Origin of the sequence: Robertmurraya sp. DFI.2.37, from assembly GCF_029211245.1 — a bacterium.
In the GTDB taxonomy this organism is placed as follows: domain Bacteria; phylum Bacillota; class Bacilli; order Bacillales; family Cytobacillaceae; genus Robertmurraya; species Robertmurraya methanolica_A.
In genome coordinates, this window is record NZ_JARGEJ010000017.1 from 36,980 (window position 1) to 55,655 (window position 18,676).

Consider the following 18,676-nt stretch of genomic DNA (forward strand, 5'->3'; position numbering starts at 1 on the left):
TGAAAGAAAGAATATAGTTAAATAGAGGAGGGATTCAAATGAGTAATGTAAATCGTGTTTACTTATTAGCAAGACGTCCGAAAGGAATGCCTGTACAAGAGGATTTTTTATTAGAAACTAGAAAGCTACGATCGATTGAAGACGGTGAAATCCTTATCAAAACCAATTATTTATCAGTCGATCCATATATGAGAGGAAGAATGAACGGGGTAAAGACTTACGTCGATCCGTTTGAATTGAATGAACCATTGACAGGCGGAGTAATCGGTGAGGTTATTGACTCAAAAAATGAGCGCTTCTTGATTGGAGATATGATTGAAGGTAGTCTCGATTGGGCAGATTATTCGATATCAAGTGGGAAAGGGATACGTAAACTTGAAAACTATGGAGAAGTATCATTGACTACTGCTCTAGGCATCACTGGTATGCCTGGGTTAACTGCTTATTGTGGCTTGATGAATATAGGGAAACCGCAAGAAGGAGAAACCATTGTGATCTCCGGTGCCGCTGGAGCTGTAGGCTCTATAGTAGGTCAGATTGCAAAACTAAAGGGATTAAAAGTGGTAGGAATCGCAGGTTCAGAAGAAAAGTGTAGGTGGCTAAAAGAGGAATTAGGCTTTGATGCTGCTCTCAATTATAAAGAGGAATCATTCTATCAAAATTTAAAAGAAGCCTGTCCGAACGGAGTCGATATATATTTTGACAACGTCGGAGGAGAAGTATCCGACGCTGTGATGAGAAGGATTAATTATAAAGCTAGAATTCCGTTATGCGGTCAAATATCGATGTATAATGCAGAATCGCTGCCAATGGGTCCAAGAGTCGGGGGTCAGCTTGTCACAAAGAGTGCATTAATGCAGGGCTTTATTGTCAGCGACTATCGCAGTCAATTTAGAGAAGCAAGCGCACAGCTCATTTCGTGGGTAAAGGAAGGAAAATTAACGTATAAAGAGACAGTTATAGAAGGATTAGAAAATGCCCCCAATGCCTTCATCGGCTTATTTAAAGGGGTGAATATAGGAAAACAGTTGGTAAAGGTAATTTAATTAACGTTATTGTAGGTGTCCAAAAATTTAGATGAGTACTAGCCATATTGGTCCTTTAAGTGTGATTGAATATCCTAAGTCTGAGCATAAAGATAGAAGTTTTTAAGAAGGGTTTGTCGCAAGCAGGTTTCGTTTTTTGAAGAAATGGAAGGTATTCTAAGTAATAGTGACATGCATGCGGAAACGCACTGTTTGTTTTAGAATATATTTAGACTATAGATTTCAGTTGTCAATGAAAACATTATGTTAATGAGTGGAAGGGAAGTCGTTTATTATGAAGAACAGTTGAGGGATGGCAAGGCTACCTGCTTGTTGGAGTATAAGTCGTCCAGTTTCAATCGTTCATTTTTCTAAGTGTAAAACCGCTCATATTGAATTAGAGAGGATATGTTTGAAATGGAAGTTAAGAATTTAATTAGAGCTAAGACAAGGCAGGAATTGAGAGATTGGCTTGAGGCGAATTCAAATACTGAAAGATTTTGTTGGGTAATCGTAAGCATGAGTGAACAATCAGGAGTGATCCAGTATCTAGATGCAGTTGAGGAAGCGTTATGCTTTGGTTGGATTGATGGAATAAAGAAAAAAATATCAGATACTGAATTAGCTCAAAGGCTTTCCCCAAGAAAGAAAACAAGTAATTGGACAGAATTAAATAAAGAAAGAGTAAGGAGATTAGATAAATTAGGTCTAATGAAAGAGGAAGGGCTGAAAATTCTCCCTGATATGAGACCGGAATCTTTTACTATAGATAAGGATATTGAAGCGCTTCTGAAAGAAGACGAACAATTATACGAGAATTTTATTAACTTTCCGGAACTATATAGAAGAATTAGAATTGATACGATTCAAAGCTATAGAAACGAACCTAGTATTTTTAATAAAAGGTTAGAAAAGTTTATTGTAAATACAAGAGAAAATAAAATGTATGGCCAGTGGAATGATAATGGTCGCTTGCTCAATGATTAGAAAAGCGAATATGCGATATTCATTGTATCCTTTATTTTAACAAGCGATACTATAAAAATGGAGCTTTCTAATGTAACCAACAGAATCATCATAACATGATATTTCTTGTTTTTCTTTTGCTTCCTGTAATGGTACAGGATAATTGAAAATGGAAGTAACAAGTAAGAGCTTGATAAGTCCAAGCTCTTTTTTATGTTTCCACTTATTGATGAAGTTAAAAAATTCGCTCATTTTAATGCAGTAGGAGAGGGGTCTGACAAACCTGATCAGAGTGACTATAAAGCCATTTCTCTTGTCAGTAATGATGACAGATGTTCGACGAAACTTCTAAAAATAGAAAAGTAAGTAATGCTATAATTGTCTTTAACAAGAACATTCACAATATATTTTCAAAAGGACTCATGGTTAACGATTTACTCCATGTTATATTAATTTGTTAATGAACTTTGTGAGCAATCAGGATATGATAGATATTTTAGTAGATGCCGTTATTTTCTCCCGCTTTCTAAATTAATGAGCAGGGTTACTTTAAAACATGTTTAATGGCTAAAGTTTGCGATTATGGGTTTAAAAAAATATTCTTTGATATCCAAGCGTTCACATCTTCATGGCAGGGCAACACAGTTTGAACATAATTCCAAAGCTTCAGTCTGTTACTTTAAAGACACAGATAGTGTAACTTTAATTGGAGAGGTCAAATTTGTCGAGGATGCAGCATTGAAAGAAAGGTTATGGTCAGAATCAGATCGTCGGTTTTTTAGTAAGGGGATTGCTGATCCGGAATTTAGATGACTTAAATTTACGACATTAGAGGCATCTTTTGGATTCAAGGGCAAATTCAGAACTTGTTAATATAAAAAAGCTGAGTCACATTGATGGTAGATGAGGTGTGTTCCGTTAAAAGGATGCTTTAAAATGTGAGGTGAGGATATTGTGACAGACAAAAAAATTACAGTACAATTTACGCTGCTGACCTTTTGTATCGCCTATCTTGTGTCAGGTGCTTTGATTGCTCTTGGACCATTTGGATATTCGGTTCACAATTGGGTTTACACATTCCAGCAATTCTTGATGAATATTCCTTTTGCAATCTATATTTTGTCGCCTGCTATTGCTTCTTATGTCATTTTGAAGAAAAATAAACAAATAGCAGGTTTTAAGGAATGGTTGAAAACGGTTTTCTACGTCAAAAACAATATATTTGTCTATTTCTTTGTTTTTGCAGGGCTTGCACTGTACTTCTTGATCCATATTGCAGTTTCAGACCACACGGAAATGGTGCTTCCATTTTATACGTTTTTTCTTTCGCTGCCTGGTAATCTCATTATTGGCGGCTTAGAGGAAGCTGGCTGGATGTACATATTGCAGTCTAAACTCGCCAAAAAATACGGATTTGTTGTATCTTCTGTTTATACTGGGATTATTTGGACTGTATGGCATATCCCTCTTTTCTTCATTGCGGGGACGAATCACGGTGAAGGGCTCATTAACTTTTGGATGTTTGTAGTTCAACTCATGGCTTTTCGGTTTTTCCACGGAGCAATCTACAAAATTTCAGGAAAAGGCTTTGTCTTTATGTCCGTATTATTCCATACCATGTTCAATGCAGCATCCCCTATTTTTGGCACCATGACGATGACATGGCCGGGAACTATTGCTGCAAACGCTGCGATTGTTCTTGTTTCAATTTTGACCGTTGTGATATACGAAAAAAAGACAAAGCGAATAGTATAGCGATAATATACAAGTTTGAAAGCTTTCGCATGGTCGTAATACCGCTGGTTTACCCACCTTTTATAATGATTTGACAATGTCCAATACTGCCCTTAGCTGTATGCCAATTAAGTCAAGCATTATTTGTAATAAGAGTGTCAGCTTATTCAGGACGATAGATACTTAACAAAATTTTCGGAGAGTTACGATGACAATGGATTTATGTACAATTGGTTTTTCACAAAAAAATTTACGGACTTTCGTAGAGTTATTAGAACGTAATCATGTAGCTAAGTTAATAGATATCAGACTAAATAATACTTCACAGTTATCGGGTTATTCAAAAAAAGATGATTTACAATATATTATGGAATTAAGAAAGATTGAGTATGTTCATGAACTTCTTCTTGCACCAACGGATGATCTAGTAAAGGCGTTTAGAAAAAAGGAGATTTCTTCAGATACGTTTGAAAAAAGATATTTAGAATTGCTAATTGAACGCAATATAAAAGAAAAAATAGATGAGATAATAGGCAACAAGACAGTATGTTTACTTTGCAGTGAGCATAAGCCTCATCATTGCCATCGGAGAGTGCTTGCTGAATACATTAAAAAATATCGTAAAGATGTTAATATCATTCATTTGATGTAGATTAATGACCATTGCTAAATGAAGAAGAGTTAATGGTACAGCACAACCTTATTAGTAAATGTACGACTCTCGTGTTCCAAAGAATTTAAAGTCTCCTAAAGATTATTAAAAAACCTGAATTTGTTTACGGTAAAACTGAAAATGTAGGAGTGAAACTTCAACATGCAATATGATGCAAAGAATGCTGAAGAATATTTGGAAATGCTTGAAGACGATTGGAGAAAAGAGAAACTGCTCGCAATTCGACAAATGATATTTACATACGCATCTGAACTAGAAGAAGTTATCCGCTATAAAATGTTGAATTATGGTAAAGACGACAACTATATTTTTGCTTTAAATGCGCAAAAACATTATGTCAGTCTCTATGTGGGTACAATAGAAAAAATCGAAAATGCAGAAACCCTACTAGCGGGCTATAGTTATGGGAAAGGCTGTATTCGCATTAAAAAATCAATAATGATGGAAGATACGGGATTGGAACAATTTATTCACAAAACCGTTGATATGTGGCGTGCCGGTGAAGATACAGCTTGTTAGCCTAAAGGCTGGGGTTTTTTGAGTTCAGCAGTATAAAACAATACTGCCAGTGAGACGATAAGTGGTGTAATCATGCAATACCTGGAAAAAAAGATATAAGATTCAGAATTTAAGTAAGTGGGGGAACTTAAATGATTAATAAAATTGGGAAAATTACTATCTATGTAGAAGACCAAGAACAAGCAAAAGCGTTCTGGTTAGAAAAACTTGGCTTTGTATTAAAGCTAGAACAACCAATGGGATCTAATGCGACTTGGATTGAAGTAGGCCCTAATGAGGATGAGTTTACCACGTTAATTCTTTATTCTAAATCATTAATGGAGAATCAACAGCCATCTAAAGTTGCTCATCCATCTGTTCTCTTTAGTACTACTGATATTGAAGCGGCTTATGAGGATATGAAGCAAAAGGGCGTAAAGGTGGAGGAATTATTAAAAATGCCGTATGGAAGTATGTTCGTTTTTTATGATCAAGATGGAAACGAGTATATGTTAAGGGAAGATAAATAATCATAAGTATCAGTTCCCCTAATCTGCTGATGTATGATGGAATTGTGGAACTCACCTATTAGTAAATTTATCTTTCGCCCAACTCGTTGACCAATCGTCTTTGACATTCTTTGAGATTGTAGGGCTTTTTTGGAAATACACTTGATTTAGTGTTAATTAAATAGAAATAACAATTTTAATAAAATAGGTTAGTCTAATCAGATAAAAAGAATCAACCGGTTAGACTATGTATCTTCTTTTGCAAAATTTTTAATAATGAATTTTAGTTAAGACTCATTCGATTTTGAAATGAGTCTTTTTACATTAAAAACAGGTTTTTTTTTACAGTTGTTGAATATTTATATATAGTGTTTGAAAATGGAGGGAACCTTTAACTAATAATGGTAAAAGGGAAACTATTGATAGAATAGATTGATAAATACATATTGAAAAAAGAAAAATAATAACTAATATGTTCTTCAAAATTGAATAGGAGGATAAAATGAAACGCGAAATTAATATATGGATGCTTCTTATTGTAATTGTCGCTGGAGTAATAATAGGTGTAAATGCTAATAATCCATCAAAGATATCTTCAACTACTTCAGATACTTTAGAAAATAAAAACTATGAAAAGTTAAATAGTGATAACCAACATGTGCAACAAGAAGAGGCGATTAAAAAAGCACTTGATATGTACATGAGTGAAAACTTCTATCGATATCATAAAACAACTTGGTTTGATTCTGTTTCCGGTACAGATGCTGTTATAAATGAATATGGCAAAACTTTTATTATTCAATCTAAAGGAAAAGAATATGAGCAAGAGGCAGAAAAATTTTATAGTGCAGTACTTGGTTTTTTTAATGCAAAAACAACCGATCCTAAGTATCTGGTTGATAATGTCATTTTAATAGATCAGGATTTCAATATTTTAAGAGAAACAAAAACTATTCATTGATGATGTTTGATTGTTTATTTAAATACTGAGGCTAGAAAGACGAAAACAATGGTTTTTGACTATTTCTTAAGCAGTACCTTGAATTAAGTTTTTGGCTTTTGATATTTAAAAATGGATCAATGCAAAGAAAGAGTTGTAAAGGAGCTTTATGGAATCGGAATGGTAATTTTTTTTTATAAAGCCCTGTATTATAAATGGACAGTGTTTATAAAATTTTTTTAAATAAAATTAAAGAGGGCGATTTTATGAAATTAGTTCTTAGCAGAAAAGGATTTGACTCTGGGAGTGGAGGATGTTTGTCCCCATATGACCATGACTCAGGGCATTATATATGGTTTCCAATACCTGAGAAAGTAAATAGTTACTCAAATCAGATTCGATATACAGATATACTTGTAAAAAATGAATATCTTTGTAACCTAAAAGGTTCTAATTTAAGCGAAGTATATAAAAGCTTCAAGGGGAAAGACCAGGTAAAGTTACGAAAAAACGAGTATGCTTCTATTGATGATCCTAATTTATTTACTCATTTCGATCCGATGTTAGGAAAGCCTCCTTGGTTAGTGGAAAATAAGAATTTTATAATTGGTAAGGGGTTTGGACAATTTAATGCTGCGCCTCATCTGGAGAATCACAATGTAAAAGATGGATCCATTTTTCTATTCTTTGGTGGGTTTCAGTCAACATCCAATAAAATAGTATCTGGCCATTATATTTACGGGTGGTTAAAGATAAAGAAAAGAATAGAGACTTATATGGAATGTAAAGAAATCATCGAACCATACAACCTCGAACATCATCCTCACATCACAGAAGCCGCTTTTAAAAGAAACCAGAAGAATTATATTTTTTTACCCGATCAATGGTTATTTGAAGACTTAAATATTCCAGGCTGCGGTTATTTTATTACCTTAAATGATGATTTATTACTCTCATGCAGTAAGGAATCTAATAAAGCTACTTGGAAATTGCCAATCTTTTTTTATAAGAATCTTACACAGGTCCACCAAAAGACCTGGCAAATTGAACAGGAAAAATTTTGTACAGTGAAGACAGGTATTGGTCAGGAGTTTGTAACACATCTGTCCAAAAAGGGAGAGGAATGGGTGAGAGAGCTATTCTTGAAAAATCAAAATAATATTTACCGTCATAAAATTCATGCAGAAAGTGGGGAGAAAGAAATGGACTTTCAAGATTATTTAATGCAAAAACATATTCTTAAAAAAGGAGAGAGGCAGTTAAAATCTGTTTCTGTACAACAGTACTTCAATAGGCTAGAAAGCATGCGTCGACACGGCATATATAACGAAGAGGATCTGATTGATGATATCTTGGTTAGGAAGATTCAAGAACATTATAAGGATTGGAAAACATATTTGAAAACGGTGGAGCATTACATAAATTATAAAACTATTAATCAATGAAAAAATATATAGGAGGCAGGTTAATGGGAGATTACTTTGTGCGAACTGATGGTCCAGAGTCATGGAGAAAATGCCTTGCTAATCCTGATAAGCAGTGGAAAAGTGGATATTCGGCTTACGAATTGGCTTATTGCTGGGAAGGAGCCACGAAACTACCAGCTTGTGTTGAAAGAGTATTCAAACAAAGTGAGTTACCAATATTCAAAAATGTAGAAGTATTATTTGGATTTCCAGAGTACAAAGTGCCTTTACCTGGTGGGAGGGCAAGCTCTCAAAACGATCTTTTTATTCTTGCCAAGTCAAATGCTGAACTATTAACGATTATGGTCGAAGGAAAGGTTTCAGAGCCTTTTGGAGTAACTGTGGAAACTTGGCTGGGGAATCATCCTAGTAAAGGGAAGAGAAATAGACTAGATTCAATACTCGAAATATTAGGTTTGCAAGAAAAACAAGTGCTTAAAATAAGGTACCAATTATTACATAGAGCAGCATCTGCGATGATGGAGGCCGCTAATATGACTGCCAAGCATACACTAATGCTTGTTCATTCATTTAGTGAAACTGGAAAATGGTATTCAGACTATGCAGAGTTTGTTAAACTATTTCATCTATCTCCTACGAAAGATAGCATAGTGGGCCAAGTACAAATTCAAGGTATAAATCTTTATTTTGGTTGGGTTACTGGAAGAAAAATAAGTACTATTGATTGATTTGAAAAAACTACTTTATTTATGGCAGAGAAAAGATTAACGAAGCAAATCGTTTTGGTGAATTTGATTTTATCACTTGCAGCTACAGTTACGTTAGGTACTACAATGGGAATCAAAGGAGGCATTTCAAGAAATAATGGAGAATTGATACAGCAAATCGGAGAGCTATTATAACTGTTCAATTCTTCCGAGAAGTAAACGGTTATGAAAGTGACGATAAATCGAGGTGGAAAATAATGAGAAAAGAAGAGTTGGAGCCGCAATTCACATCATTATTTACAGAGATTAAAAATCAAGGATTTTTCAATGGTGTGGTACTTGTAGCTGTTGAAGGGAAAACAGTGTTATGTGAAGCGATAGGGAGAGCGGAATACAATGATGGGAACGGGCGCCATTTGACGAGGGGTTCCATGTTCGAACTGGCTTCTGTATCCAAACCAATTACGGCTTTAGGTATTGTCCGTTTGCAACAACAAGGGAAGTTGAATTGGGATGATCCCATTGCTAACTGGATTCCTGAACTGCCGTATCCAGGAATTACAGTACGACATTTACTCAGTCATACATCGGGTTTACCTGATTATATGGAGTTATTTGCAAACAAGTGGGATCCTATGCGTTATGCTTACAATGAGGATGTGCTGCGTATGCTGATTGAGCATCAGCCTGAGCCGTTGTTTGCTCCTAATGAGAGTTGGCTGTACAGCAACACGGGTTATATTTTGTTAGCCATCCTCATCGAGCGGATTAGTGGTCAGAGTTACGGCGACTTTTTGGACGAACAAATCTTTCAACCTCTCGGGATGAAGCGAACGCAGGTCTATAATCGCCGAGTCGATCCAAGGAATGTTCCAGATGATTACGCTTTTGGGTATGTTTATAGGATTGAACATGGGTATGTTTTGCCTGATGAAATTCCGGAACTGAATTATGTAAAATATTTAGATGGGTTACAAGGGGATGGGATGGTCAATAGTACCGCTGATGATTTATTGCGACTGGATAGGGGCCTGTATGCTGATGATTTCTTTAATTCGAGTGTGCGCCAGTTGATTTTTTCTCCAGTTACAATGAATAATGGTGAGACATTTGATTATGGAATGGGCTGGCTGCTTGAGGATGATGAGCGACTTGGGAAAAGCGTCTACCACAGTGGAGGTTGGCCAGGATACTCTACATTACTTAAACGTTACATTGACCGTGATCTCACATTAATTATGCTGCAAAATGGCGAGCGGGATCATGCTTACACACAGCAGTTGGTGAATAGCATCGAACAGATTTTAAGTGGGGAGGCTTACACGGTACCAAAGCCTTTAGAGAATAAGAAAATCATTCCACTAGATCTGAAGAAGGCTGGGACATTGCTTGGAAAATACAGATTTTCAAATGAACAGGGAGATATTTTTGATGTAGATGTATTTGTAGAGCAGGATAAGTTATATTTGAAGATGGGAAATGGAATGGTGCTAAAGTTGTTACCATTATCATCAACACGCTACTATGAGGAACAAACGGCGACAGAACTTGAGTTTCATAGCGATGAGGGTGACGAGGGGATGCGACTAATTTGGCATTCAAATGCTGAGCCGGAGATAGCGGAGCGGGTAGTTATGGATTAAGGTAAAAAAAGTTCTCTTATAGGCAGAAACTCTTAAATGAGAGGTTCTGTCTTTTTCTTAATTTATTAGATTCGGTGAGTCTATGAAAGAGAATTCTCCTACCATGGATGTAATAAGGGTAATAGGTGTACTTACCAATCCTTTCTGTTGTACAGGGATTGCAACAATGGATTCAATAGACTTAGAGAGAAGATTTCCACACACAAATTCTCTTTTAATTTTGCAGTCGTTGCACTGTGAGACTTTATAATGCTAGTATGATAGAGGAAGTGTTAGTAACGATAATAGCAGTTTAAAAGAGAATGAGGTGTTTATGTGGAGAAAAAGAAAGAAAAAAATGAACTATTCGAATGGATAAAAACAATAGGGATTGTGTTTGTTTCCGCATGGGGCATTCACTTTTTTCTATTTGAACCGATTGAAGTTAATGGTGCCTCAATGATGCCTACATTTGAAAATGGAGATAGAGTTGTGGTCGATAAAATAGGCCCCCAATTAACGGATTATGAGAGATTTGATGTCGTTGTATTTGAAGCAAAAAAAGATACTAATTATATTAAACGTATTATTGGTATCCCTGGGGACCGCATTGTTTATGAAAATGATGAGCTTTTTATTAATGGTGAGAAATATGAAGAACCTTATTTAGAAGAATATAAAGATAGATTAAAGGACAGCGGTACTTTTACTGAAGACTTTACATTAGAAGAGTATTTAGGTGAAGAAGTAGTGCCAGATGGATACTTTTTTGTCCTAGGAGATAATCGCCGGAATAGTACTGATAGTCGAGATCCAAGTGTAGGATTTGTATCAAAGGATAAAATATTGGGAACTGCAAAAGTCGTTTTCTTTCCCCTAGATAATTTAAAAATCATAAAATAATAAAGTGCTATGAGTGAGGCAATGTTGTTATTGTCTACTTTTGTTCGTATTTTGTGGATGTACATAATGAAATCGATTATAAAAAAATCGATGTTTTTTGACTGCATTTTTGCGAGTATTATGAGCCGTGTAAGTAAGGAATGTAACGACTCCTTACTCACACGGTGTTTTTAATTTGATATTGGAATCTTCCTGAATACAATTGATCCTTCAAGCGCCCGAAATTTCTTAGAAAATTTCTGTTTCCACTCTTCCTTATGTTGGAGATGGTAAGGAAGAGTAAAGTTAAAATTGATTCAATTTAACCCGATAGCGCATTAAATCCTGAATTTGAGGAATAGGTAAGGGTGGGTTCAAATGCATTATTATCTTAGGACTTATCGGTTATCTTGATTTCATTGCGTATGTGGAGAAGGACAGCGGATTTGTTGACAGCGAAACTAAATGAGGATATTATAGACAAGTAAAGTCTCTTTTTAAAAGGTGGTGGAACAATGAAATATTCTCGGGCTACAGATTATGCGTTACATACTATGCTTTTCCTCGCTCAGGCTACTCCGAGAGAAACGATTAGTGTTCATAAATTAGCGGAGCGACAAAATGTTTCTCCTACCTATCTTTCGAAAATATTAACGAAACTTGTTAAGGCAGGAATGATTGAGTCCTTGCCAGGGGTGAATGGTGGCTATAAATTGAAAAGCAATTGGGAGAACATTTCGTTTCTAGATGTGATTCATGCTATTGAAGGTTCTGCTTCTTTGTTTGATTGCAGTTTCGACCATGGTCCGCAATGCCCAATTCAAAGGGTAGTTGAGCAAGCAGAAAAGAAGATGGAGGATTACTTAAAAAGTATGACGATAGCAGCTCTTGCAAAAGAAGCTCAATGCTGATAAATTTTTTTACTATCATTAAGGACAAAAGGAGTCTTTAAACTCTTTGAATGGATTAGTTAGATTGTTTGAAATAAAAGGAAGAGGTGTGTAGCAATGTTAAAAGATATTTATAATGAATTCGCTTGGGAAAAAGCTTGGAGAGAGGATCGATCGACAAGTGTAAATACGATGAAAGAAGGGGGGATAGAGCCGACACGCGCTTTTGATTCAATTGCTCAAAGGTACAATGAGCAATCATTTAGCGAAGAGGGTAAAATGCGAACAGAGCGAATTATCGGTTGGCTGGAAGACCAAGGAGTAGATTTTAATGGAGCCTCTGTATTGGACATCGGCGCAGCGTCCGGCGGATTTTCCATTCCCTTTGCGGAAAGGGGAGCGCAAGTGACAGCCGTTGAACCTTGTCTCCCATTTGTGAAACTGTTAGAGGAAAACAGCAAAAAGTGGGCTAAGGATAATGTAGAGATAGTTGAGGGTGCTTTTGAAAATATTGATATAAAACAGCAGGGATGGGAAGGGGCCTTTGATGTAGTATTCGTGTCTATGTGTCCAGCGATAGTGGATTGGGAGAGCGTAGAGAAAGTATTGAGTTGCGCCAGGAAGTATTGTTATATTAGTCTGTCAGCAGGTCCAAAGGAGCATAGTCTTATCGATGAATTATTACCGCTTCTAAAAAGTCCTTACAACAAACCCAATAGTGCTGAGATGATGTATTTGATGCAGCTGCTTTTACTGAAAGGGTATGCATTTCATTCGCTTGTCACTCGAGAAATGAAAGTCACTGAGTTGTCTCGAGATGCCGCTATTCAAGAGGTTTTGAACTGGTTAAAAATTTATAAACTTCCTATAAATGAAGAAACACATCGTATCATTGAAGATTATTTGGATCAATATGATTCAAGTAACAAAATAACGATTCACCAGGGAGGACGATTCGGTAAGGTACTTATTAAATTGCAAGATCAAAGCATGAAATTCGCAAAAAAAGATTGAGAAGAAAAAACATGTTTTTTTTAGCGAGGAGTTTTTGAGTACATTATAAATCATCTTCTAAATCTAATCGTTATACATTTAATCGCATTTTGGGCCAAGACAAGAAATGAAATGCTTAGAAAACACCTGGCTATGCCGGGGGTTCCAGAGAGCTTAAAGCGTGGTAACAAAAAACCTCACTTCATGGTAGGATAAAGTTGGTTTCTCGACCACTTTATCTCACGCATGAAGGAGGTATGCCCTGATGAAGGACATGAATAGTTTAGCACACACAACATGGAATTGTAAGCATCACATAGTATTTGCACCAAAATACAGAAGGCAAATGATCTATGGAAAATACAGAAAGAGTAACAGAAATACAATAATATGAGTATGAATGGTTTCCTCAAAAATGGGATAATTAGAATGTGGTAAAATCCTAATTTGAGAAAAAATTTTAAGAACCGCTTTTAATTGTGGTTCTTTTTTTAATTGTTCTATAAGAGTTCATCATAAAGCTAGCAAACTAGACCAGCCCCAATTTATGCCGCTTTTCCATATTTAAGTGAGATGCAATTATATTAAAGAATTCGGGCTACGTGGACAAATTGCACAACATTTTAAAGGATTATTTGATGATTTGTCTAATGTTATGTAAGTGGTATCATTATACGATAAATTTAAAATATTCTGTATATTAAAAATTGAAAGTTCTTTTATTTGAGTTCAGTTGCTGGCAAAGGAGGTTGTGTAGTTTTAATAAGCACAGAAGGTTGTGGAGGAAAACTAATTAGTTTGATCTATTGAATTGAAGGGGGAGAAACGGGAATGAAGCATAGCCAGATTGATCAAAATGATCCAAGGTTTAAAATAGCTAACAAAGAAGCATTAATAGGGGTTGCTCTCGTTGTCATCAATTTTATATGGTGGTATGGCTTCGCATACGGGTTAGGTTCTGTTCCTCCTGAAGAATATACATATGTCTTCGGGTTGCCGGCATGGTTCTTTTACAGTTGTGTTGTGGGGACGCTGTTAATGATTGTCCTTGTAATCATTGTTGTAAAAGGGTTTTTGACGGAAGTAAGTTTTGAGGAAGAGGAGGAGAATAGATGAACTGGCAAGTAATGTTTCCATTAGTTATTTTTGTGATTTCAATATTTGTTGTCGGTTTTTGGTCCTCCCGTTATCTCAAGAATTCTACTAATTTTTTGCAGGAATATTTCCTTGGAAGCAGGGAGTTAGGTGGTTTTATTTTAGCGATGACGATGGTGGCTACATATGGTAGTGCGAGTAGTTTTATCGGTGGTCCGGGTACTGCGTATACTCAAGGATTGGGCTGGGTTTTGCTCGCTATGGCCCAAGTAGCGACAGGTTATTTTACGTTATTAATTCTTGGGAAAAAATTTGCCATATATGCTCGTAAATATAAGGCGATCACGCTTATTGATTTTTTAAGAAGTCGCTATAACAACAATAAATCTGTTTCAATTTTAGCTGCATTTAGCATTATTATCTTTATCTTTTCTGCAATGGCAGCCCAATGGGTTGGCGGGGCTAGATTAATTGAATCGATAACAGGTCTCTCGTATACCTCTGCTCTGTTTATTTTTGCAATCTGTGTCATTATCTATGTCATTATCGGTGGCTTTCGTGCTGTCGCTGTAACCGATACAATCCAAGGGATCGTAATGCTTGTAGGTACATTTATTATTTTAATTGGCACTATTATAGCGGGTGGTGGTATTTCGAATATTATGGCAGAACTTGTTTCGGAAAATCCAAATCTCGTAACTCCGTTCGGACATGATGGTGGTCTCACTCCAGCTTATGTATCTTCCTTCTGGATTTTAGTCGGTGTTGGGGTTGTTGCGTTGCCGCAGGTTACGGTTCGGGCAATGTCGTACAAAAGCTCAAAAGCTATGCATCGTGCACTTGTTACTGGAACGATTGTTGTTGGTTTTATCATGCTTGGGATGCATTTAATCGGGGTATTTGCAAGACCGATTCTTCCTGGCATCGAAGTTGGGGATACCGTTATGCCTATGATTACGATGGAAGTACTACCACCATGGCTTGCTGGCGTTGTACTTGCAGCACCACTAGCAGCGATCATGTCCACGGTGGACTCCCTTTTGTTATTAGTAAGCTCCGCAGTAGTAAAGGATGTGTATTTAAATTTCATCAAACCGGAAGCAACGAATAAACAAATAAAACAAGTTAGTTTCAGTGTGACCACGGTATTAGGAATCTTAGTGTTTGCGATCGCATTAAGTCCACCGGATTTATTAATTTGGTTGAACCTATTCGCATTTGGGGGCTTACAGTCTGCATTTATATGGCCGGTCATAATGGGGCTCTATTGGCAACGTGGAAATGAACATGGTGCACTTGCTTCAATGATTGTTGGTGCTTCCTCCTATATTATTATTCATAATTTTGCGCCGAATATGATGGGTGTTCATTCTGTTGTATTTCCAATATTATTTTCACTCATTGCATTTGTCCTTGTTAGTTTCTTGACTAAAAATTCCTCATTTAGCAGTACGAATAAATTACATGCTTAAAAATATAGAGGTGGAGAATTTAAAAGAGATGTGTGAAAAAAAGCATCATCTAATAGCGTGTATCCACCTTTCGAATTTTTTATAAAGAAAGGAGCATAACATGCCGTCAATTAAACAATCTTATGTAAATAGAAGTGTTAGAGATCGAGAGGAAGTGATTGAATTAACGAAAAAACTAGTGCAAATTTCGAGTGTGTATCGACCTGGTATTGAAGGAGGAAACGAAGAAAAAGTTGCAAATTTCGTTGCCCAATATTTAAGAGAATTAGGCATTGAAGTTCATGTTGAAGAGGTTGAGCCAGGACGACCAAATGTCATTGGAATCGTTGATTCGGGTAAGCCAGGTCCGACGTTGTTATTTGAAGGTCATACAGATGTAGTTACCGAGGGAGATCGGAAGGCATGGTCATATGATCCGTTTGGAGCAGTTATAGAGAACGGGCGCATGTATGGCAGGGGAACGAATGATACGAAAGGAAATCTGGCATGTATGATCACAGCAACTCATTCCCTTTTAAGAGATCAAGAGGAATGGTCAGGGAAAATCATTCTTTGTATTCCATGTGATGAAGAGGGAATGATGATTGGCATCAAGCATTTTATTAGGCGAGGTTGGGCGGAAAATGTAGATGGAGCGATCATTTGTGAACCGGAAGAAAATCAAGTATGCGTGACTCAGAAAGGTGCGATGCGCATCATTATCCGTGTCTTTGGAAAAATGGCTCATGGTGCTATCCCACTCAGTGGAATTAATCCGAATACGCGAATGGCTAAGATCATTTGTGCATTGGATGAGTTTGAACAACGTGAAAAAGAGAGATTAGGCTGTCATCCGCAACTTGGCTGGCCGAGCATTACCCCTACTATTCTCCAAGCACCAGTTAGAGGAGAAGCGCAAATCAATGTAGTTCCTGATCAGTGTATGACAACACTTGATGTCAGAACTGTTCCAGGGCAGGAACATGAAACCATCAAGAAAGAAATTCAAAGTATATTGGACCGGATTGCCAAGAGAGACGAGGACTTTAAGGCAGAGTTCGAGGTCATTGAGGATCGCCCTTGGACGGAAACGAGTAAGGACGAACCTGTAGTTCAGGCTGTTGCAAAAGCTTATGAAACCGTAACAGGGAAAAAGCCAATTTACAATGGAGTCCCTGGTGCAACAGATGGAACTTTCCTGCATTTGGCCGGAGTCCCAATTGTGACAACCGGTGCTGGAGATCGGGAAGTTCCACATCAAATTGATGAAAATGTGGATATAGATGAACTGGTAGAAACCACTGAAATCTATCGGACAGCCGCATTGCTGTTTTTAAATCGAGAAGTAAGCAAGTGAGGAGAATATGGATATGAAGGATTACAAAATTGCGGTTATTCCAGGAGACGGAATTGGACCCGAGGTGATGGAGGAAGCTTTGAAAGTGCTGGAAGTGCTAGAAAAGCAAGATTCCACATTTACATGTCACACTGATATTTATCAATGGAATTCCGATTATTATTTACAGCATGGCAGGATGATGCCGAAGGATGGCATTGAAACGTTGAAAAACTATGATGCCATACTGTTTGGTGCCATTGGTGATGAACGTGTTCCCGATGAAATTACCATTTGGGATTTAATTATGCCGATTCGTAAACAATTCCAGCAATATATTAATCTTCGTCCAGTAAAAAAACTAGCTGGTATCCAAACAAGATACGATGATGTGAATATAGATTTTGTCATTGTTCGCGAAAATGCTGAAGGGGAATATTCGAACAGCGGTGGAAGCCTTTATCAAAGAATGGACCAAGAAATGGCGATTCAAAACACGGTTATAACTCGGAAAGGGACAAAATTAGCTGCTCAGTTTGCCTTTGAATATGCTGTTAAACAAGGAAAGAAAAAGGTAACAAGTGGAACGAAATCAAACGCTGTTATTCACACAATGAAATTATGGGATGAAGCAGTCCAAGAGGTAGCACGGGAGTTTCCTGCAATTAAACTTGAAGAAAATTATATTGACGCTCTTGCCGCATACTTTATTCAGCGTCCTCATACATTTGAAGTCGTGGTCGCCTCCAACTTATTTGGAGATATTTTATCTGATTTAGGAGCGGCACTCGTTGGTGGGTTAGGGATATCACCATCTGCAAATTTAAATCCAAACGGGGATTTCCCATCAATGTTTGAACCAGTACATGGTTCGGCTCCTGATATTGCTGGTACAGGTAAAGCGAATCCAATCGCTCAAATTTGGTCGACAGCAATGATGTTGGAACATCTAGGGCGTAAGGATCTTTCAGACACGATTATGAATGCTATCGAACAAGTGATAAGGAATGGAGAAGTATTGACTCCAGATTTAGGAGGAACAGCTACAACTGCTGAGATGGGTCAAGCGATTATAGAGAGGATTTCAGCAAATAAACATAGGCGTTCTAAGGAAAGGAGTCTGTGAAGTGGAATGAATATGAAACTTCCATGATCTTTGAACAATAGAATGAAAGGGTGATAGATAATGAGACTTGCTGGAAAAACATTTATGATTACCGGTGCAGCAGGAGGAATGGGGAAGGTAACGGTTGCACGTTTTTTAGAAGAAGGAGCTAATATAGTGGCTTGTGACCTTTCATTTTCTGAGCCTTTTAAGCAGAACAAACAACTTTTGACTGTAGAAGGGGATCTGACGAATGAGAAAGATGTAGACCATATTACAGCTCAAACCATTGCTACATTTGGCAAATTGGACGGTCTCGTACATATGGCAGGGATTGCTCAAAAATCAACACCAGTTGAGGAAGTAACAATTGATGAGTGGAATCGCATAATGGCTATTAACACGACGGCGGTTTTTTTGATTAATCGTGCAGTGGTTCGAGCATTTGCCGAACGTGAAGGAGTTATCGTAAATGTAGCATCGATCTCAGCAGTCCGGCCCCGACCTGGTTTAAGTTCTTACATAGCATCTAAAGGAGCAACTGTTGCATTTTCTCAAGCATTAGCGATTGAATTGGCACCGAAAAATGTGAGAGTAAATGTTATCCATCCAGGACCAAGTGATACGCAAATGCTTGGACAGTTTGCTGCTGTGGGAGCAGATATAGAAAGAATGAAAGATGATGTATTTAAGCAAAGTGTTCCTTTAGGCAAGCTGATCGAACCTGTTGATATTGCTAATGCAGCAGTATATTTATGCTCCGATGAAGCGAGGATGGTCACAGGAACCGTCTTGCATGTAGATGGTGGAAGGGGTCTTTAAA

18 protein-coding genes and 1 pseudogene are annotated in these 18,676 nt (G+C 37.1%); all 19 read left to right on the plus strand.

The genetic code is table 11. From position 1 onward, the window contains the following. Positions 1-38 precede the first annotated feature (38 nt). The 19 genes and pseudogenes from PZE06_RS11410 (at position 39) to PZE06_RS11500 (ending at position 18,675) form a co-directional block, all read left to right on the plus strand. Complete coding sequence (locus tag PZE06_RS11410; protein ID WP_150915770.1) at positions 39-1,046, plus strand: NADP-dependent oxidoreductase; 1,008 nt, start codon at positions 39-41, stop codon at positions 1,044-1,046. Positions 1,047-1,442: 396 nt separating this feature from the next. Then, on the plus strand, positions 1,443-2,012 hold the full coding sequence (locus tag PZE06_RS11415) for a YdeI/OmpD-associated family protein (RefSeq protein WP_095309212.1): 570 nt from the start codon (positions 1,443-1,445) through the stop codon (positions 2,010-2,012). Between the two features lie 933 nt (positions 2,013-2,945). Beyond that, positions 2,946-3,746 carry a CPBP family intramembrane glutamic endopeptidase gene (locus PZE06_RS11420; protein ID WP_095309217.1) on the plus strand — a complete coding sequence of 267 codons (801 nt, stop codon included), beginning with the start codon at positions 2,946-2,948 and terminating at the stop codon, positions 3,744-3,746. A gap of 187 nt (positions 3,747-3,933) precedes the next feature. Then, entirely contained in the window at positions 3,934-4,377 is a 444-nt protein-coding gene (locus tag PZE06_RS11425; protein WP_225310678.1) for a DUF488 domain-containing protein, read from the plus strand. A 162-nt stretch (positions 4,378-4,539) separates the two neighbouring features. After that, positions 4,540-4,917, plus strand: a complete 378-nt coding sequence (locus PZE06_RS11430; protein ID WP_150915771.1) for an iron chaperone — start codon at positions 4,540-4,542, stop codon at positions 4,915-4,917. Between the two features lie 131 nt (positions 4,918-5,048). Continuing rightward, the gene (locus tag PZE06_RS11435; RefSeq protein WP_095309221.1) at positions 5,049-5,426 is read left to right on the plus strand and encodes a VOC family protein; all 378 of its coding nucleotides are present in this window, start codon (positions 5,049-5,051) and stop codon (positions 5,424-5,426) included. A 481-nt stretch (positions 5,427-5,907) separates the two neighbouring features. Then, positions 5,908-6,366, plus strand: a complete 459-nt coding sequence (locus PZE06_RS11440) for a hypothetical protein (protein ID WP_150915772.1) — start codon at positions 5,908-5,910, stop codon at positions 6,364-6,366. A gap of 245 nt (positions 6,367-6,611) precedes the next feature. Further along, a complete protein-coding gene (locus PZE06_RS11445; RefSeq protein WP_150915773.1) occupies positions 6,612-7,790 on the plus strand; it encodes an Nmad3 family putative nucleotide modification protein in 1,179 nt (392 codons plus the stop codon). A gap of 23 nt (positions 7,791-7,813) precedes the next feature. Then, positions 7,814-8,500 (plus strand): DUF6946 family protein, encoded by a 687-nt coding sequence (locus PZE06_RS11450; protein WP_095309227.1) that lies wholly within the window; start codon positions 7,814-7,816, stop codon positions 8,498-8,500. 236 nt (positions 8,501-8,736) lie between these two features. Continuing rightward, positions 8,737-10,122, plus strand: coding sequence for a serine hydrolase domain-containing protein (locus tag PZE06_RS11455; RefSeq protein WP_137744623.1), 1,386 nt, complete (start codon positions 8,737-8,739; stop codon positions 10,120-10,122). Positions 10,123-10,437: 315 nt separating this feature from the next. Further along, positions 10,438-11,004: a signal peptidase I gene (lepB, locus tag PZE06_RS11460; protein WP_150915774.1), complete on the plus strand. Its 567-nt coding sequence runs from the start codon at positions 10,438-10,440 to the stop codon at positions 11,002-11,004. A gap of 494 nt (positions 11,005-11,498) precedes the next feature. Continuing rightward, the gene (locus tag PZE06_RS11465; protein WP_095309233.1) at positions 11,499-11,894 is read left to right on the plus strand and encodes an Rrf2 family transcriptional regulator; all 396 of its coding nucleotides are present in this window, start codon (positions 11,499-11,501) and stop codon (positions 11,892-11,894) included. A gap of 96 nt (positions 11,895-11,990) precedes the next feature. Then, positions 11,991-12,887, plus strand: coding sequence for a class I SAM-dependent methyltransferase (locus PZE06_RS11470; protein WP_150915775.1), 897 nt, complete (start codon positions 11,991-11,993; stop codon positions 12,885-12,887). Between the two features lie 244 nt (positions 12,888-13,131). After that, a pseudogene (locus PZE06_RS11475) lies at positions 13,132-13,239 on the plus strand (IS200/IS605 family transposase); the annotation flags it as partial. A 458-nt stretch (positions 13,240-13,697) separates the two neighbouring features. Next, positions 13,698-13,982, plus strand: a complete 285-nt coding sequence (locus PZE06_RS11480; RefSeq protein WP_150915776.1) for a YhdT family protein — start codon at positions 13,698-13,700, stop codon at positions 13,980-13,982. Beyond that, on the plus strand, positions 13,979-15,433 hold the full coding sequence (gene panF, locus PZE06_RS11485; RefSeq protein ID WP_150915777.1) for a sodium/pantothenate symporter: 1,455 nt from the start codon (positions 13,979-13,981) through the stop codon (positions 15,431-15,433). The genes PZE06_RS11480 and panF overlap by 4 nt, the downstream gene beginning before the upstream one ends. A gap of 100 nt (positions 15,434-15,533) precedes the next feature. Continuing rightward, complete coding sequence (locus tag PZE06_RS11490) at positions 15,534-16,769, plus strand: M20 family metallopeptidase (RefSeq protein ID WP_150915778.1); 1,236 nt, start codon at positions 15,534-15,536, stop codon at positions 16,767-16,769. Between the two features lie 13 nt (positions 16,770-16,782). After that, positions 16,783-17,874, plus strand: a complete 1,092-nt coding sequence (locus PZE06_RS11495; RefSeq protein ID WP_150915779.1) for a tartrate dehydrogenase — start codon at positions 16,783-16,785, stop codon at positions 17,872-17,874. A gap of 60 nt (positions 17,875-17,934) precedes the next feature. Beyond that, positions 17,935-18,675, plus strand: coding sequence for an SDR family NAD(P)-dependent oxidoreductase (locus PZE06_RS11500; RefSeq protein WP_095309244.1), 741 nt, complete (start codon positions 17,935-17,937; stop codon positions 18,673-18,675). Position 18,676: the final 1 nt, after the last annotated feature.

What these genes read in the sequence shown, in the direction of transcription:
- PZE06_RS11425 (WP_225310678.1), top strand. Translation starts at nt 3,934, where the DNA reads ATGACAATGGATTTATGTACAATTGGTTTTTCACAAAAAAATTTACGG.
- PZE06_RS11495 (WP_150915779.1), top strand. Translation starts at nt 16,783, where the DNA reads ATGAAGGATTACAAAATTGCGGTTATTCCAGGAGACGGAATTGGACCC.
- PZE06_RS11430 (WP_150915771.1), top strand. Translation starts at nt 4,540, where the DNA reads ATGCAATATGATGCAAAGAATGCTGAAGAATATTTGGAAATGCTTGAA.
- PZE06_RS11465 (WP_095309233.1), top strand. Translation starts at nt 11,499, where the DNA reads ATGAAATATTCTCGGGCTACAGATTATGCGTTACATACTATGCTTTTC.
- PZE06_RS11500 (WP_095309244.1), top strand. Translation starts at nt 17,935, where the DNA reads ATGAGACTTGCTGGAAAAACATTTATGATTACCGGTGCAGCAGGAGGA.
- PZE06_RS11415 (WP_095309212.1), top strand. Translation starts at nt 1,443, where the DNA reads ATGGAAGTTAAGAATTTAATTAGAGCTAAGACAAGGCAGGAATTGAGA.
- panF (WP_150915777.1), top strand. Translation starts at nt 13,979, where the DNA reads ATGAACTGGCAAGTAATGTTTCCATTAGTTATTTTTGTGATTTCAATA.
- PZE06_RS11410 (WP_150915770.1), top strand. Translation starts at nt 39, where the DNA reads ATGAGTAATGTAAATCGTGTTTACTTATTAGCAAGACGTCCGAAAGGA.
- PZE06_RS11445 (WP_150915773.1), top strand. Translation starts at nt 6,612, where the DNA reads ATGAAATTAGTTCTTAGCAGAAAAGGATTTGACTCTGGGAGTGGAGGA.
- PZE06_RS11450 (WP_095309227.1), top strand. Translation starts at nt 7,814, where the DNA reads ATGGGAGATTACTTTGTGCGAACTGATGGTCCAGAGTCATGGAGAAAA.
- PZE06_RS11490 (WP_150915778.1), top strand. Translation starts at nt 15,534, where the DNA reads ATGCCGTCAATTAAACAATCTTATGTAAATAGAAGTGTTAGAGATCGA.
- PZE06_RS11480 (WP_150915776.1), top strand. Translation starts at nt 13,698, where the DNA reads ATGAAGCATAGCCAGATTGATCAAAATGATCCAAGGTTTAAAATAGCT.
- PZE06_RS11455 (WP_137744623.1), top strand. Translation starts at nt 8,737, where the DNA reads ATGAGAAAAGAAGAGTTGGAGCCGCAATTCACATCATTATTTACAGAG.
- PZE06_RS11440 (WP_150915772.1), top strand. Translation starts at nt 5,908, where the DNA reads ATGAAACGCGAAATTAATATATGGATGCTTCTTATTGTAATTGTCGCT.
- PZE06_RS11470 (WP_150915775.1), top strand. Translation starts at nt 11,991, where the DNA reads ATGTTAAAAGATATTTATAATGAATTCGCTTGGGAAAAAGCTTGGAGA.
- PZE06_RS11435 (WP_095309221.1), top strand. Translation starts at nt 5,049, where the DNA reads ATGATTAATAAAATTGGGAAAATTACTATCTATGTAGAAGACCAAGAA.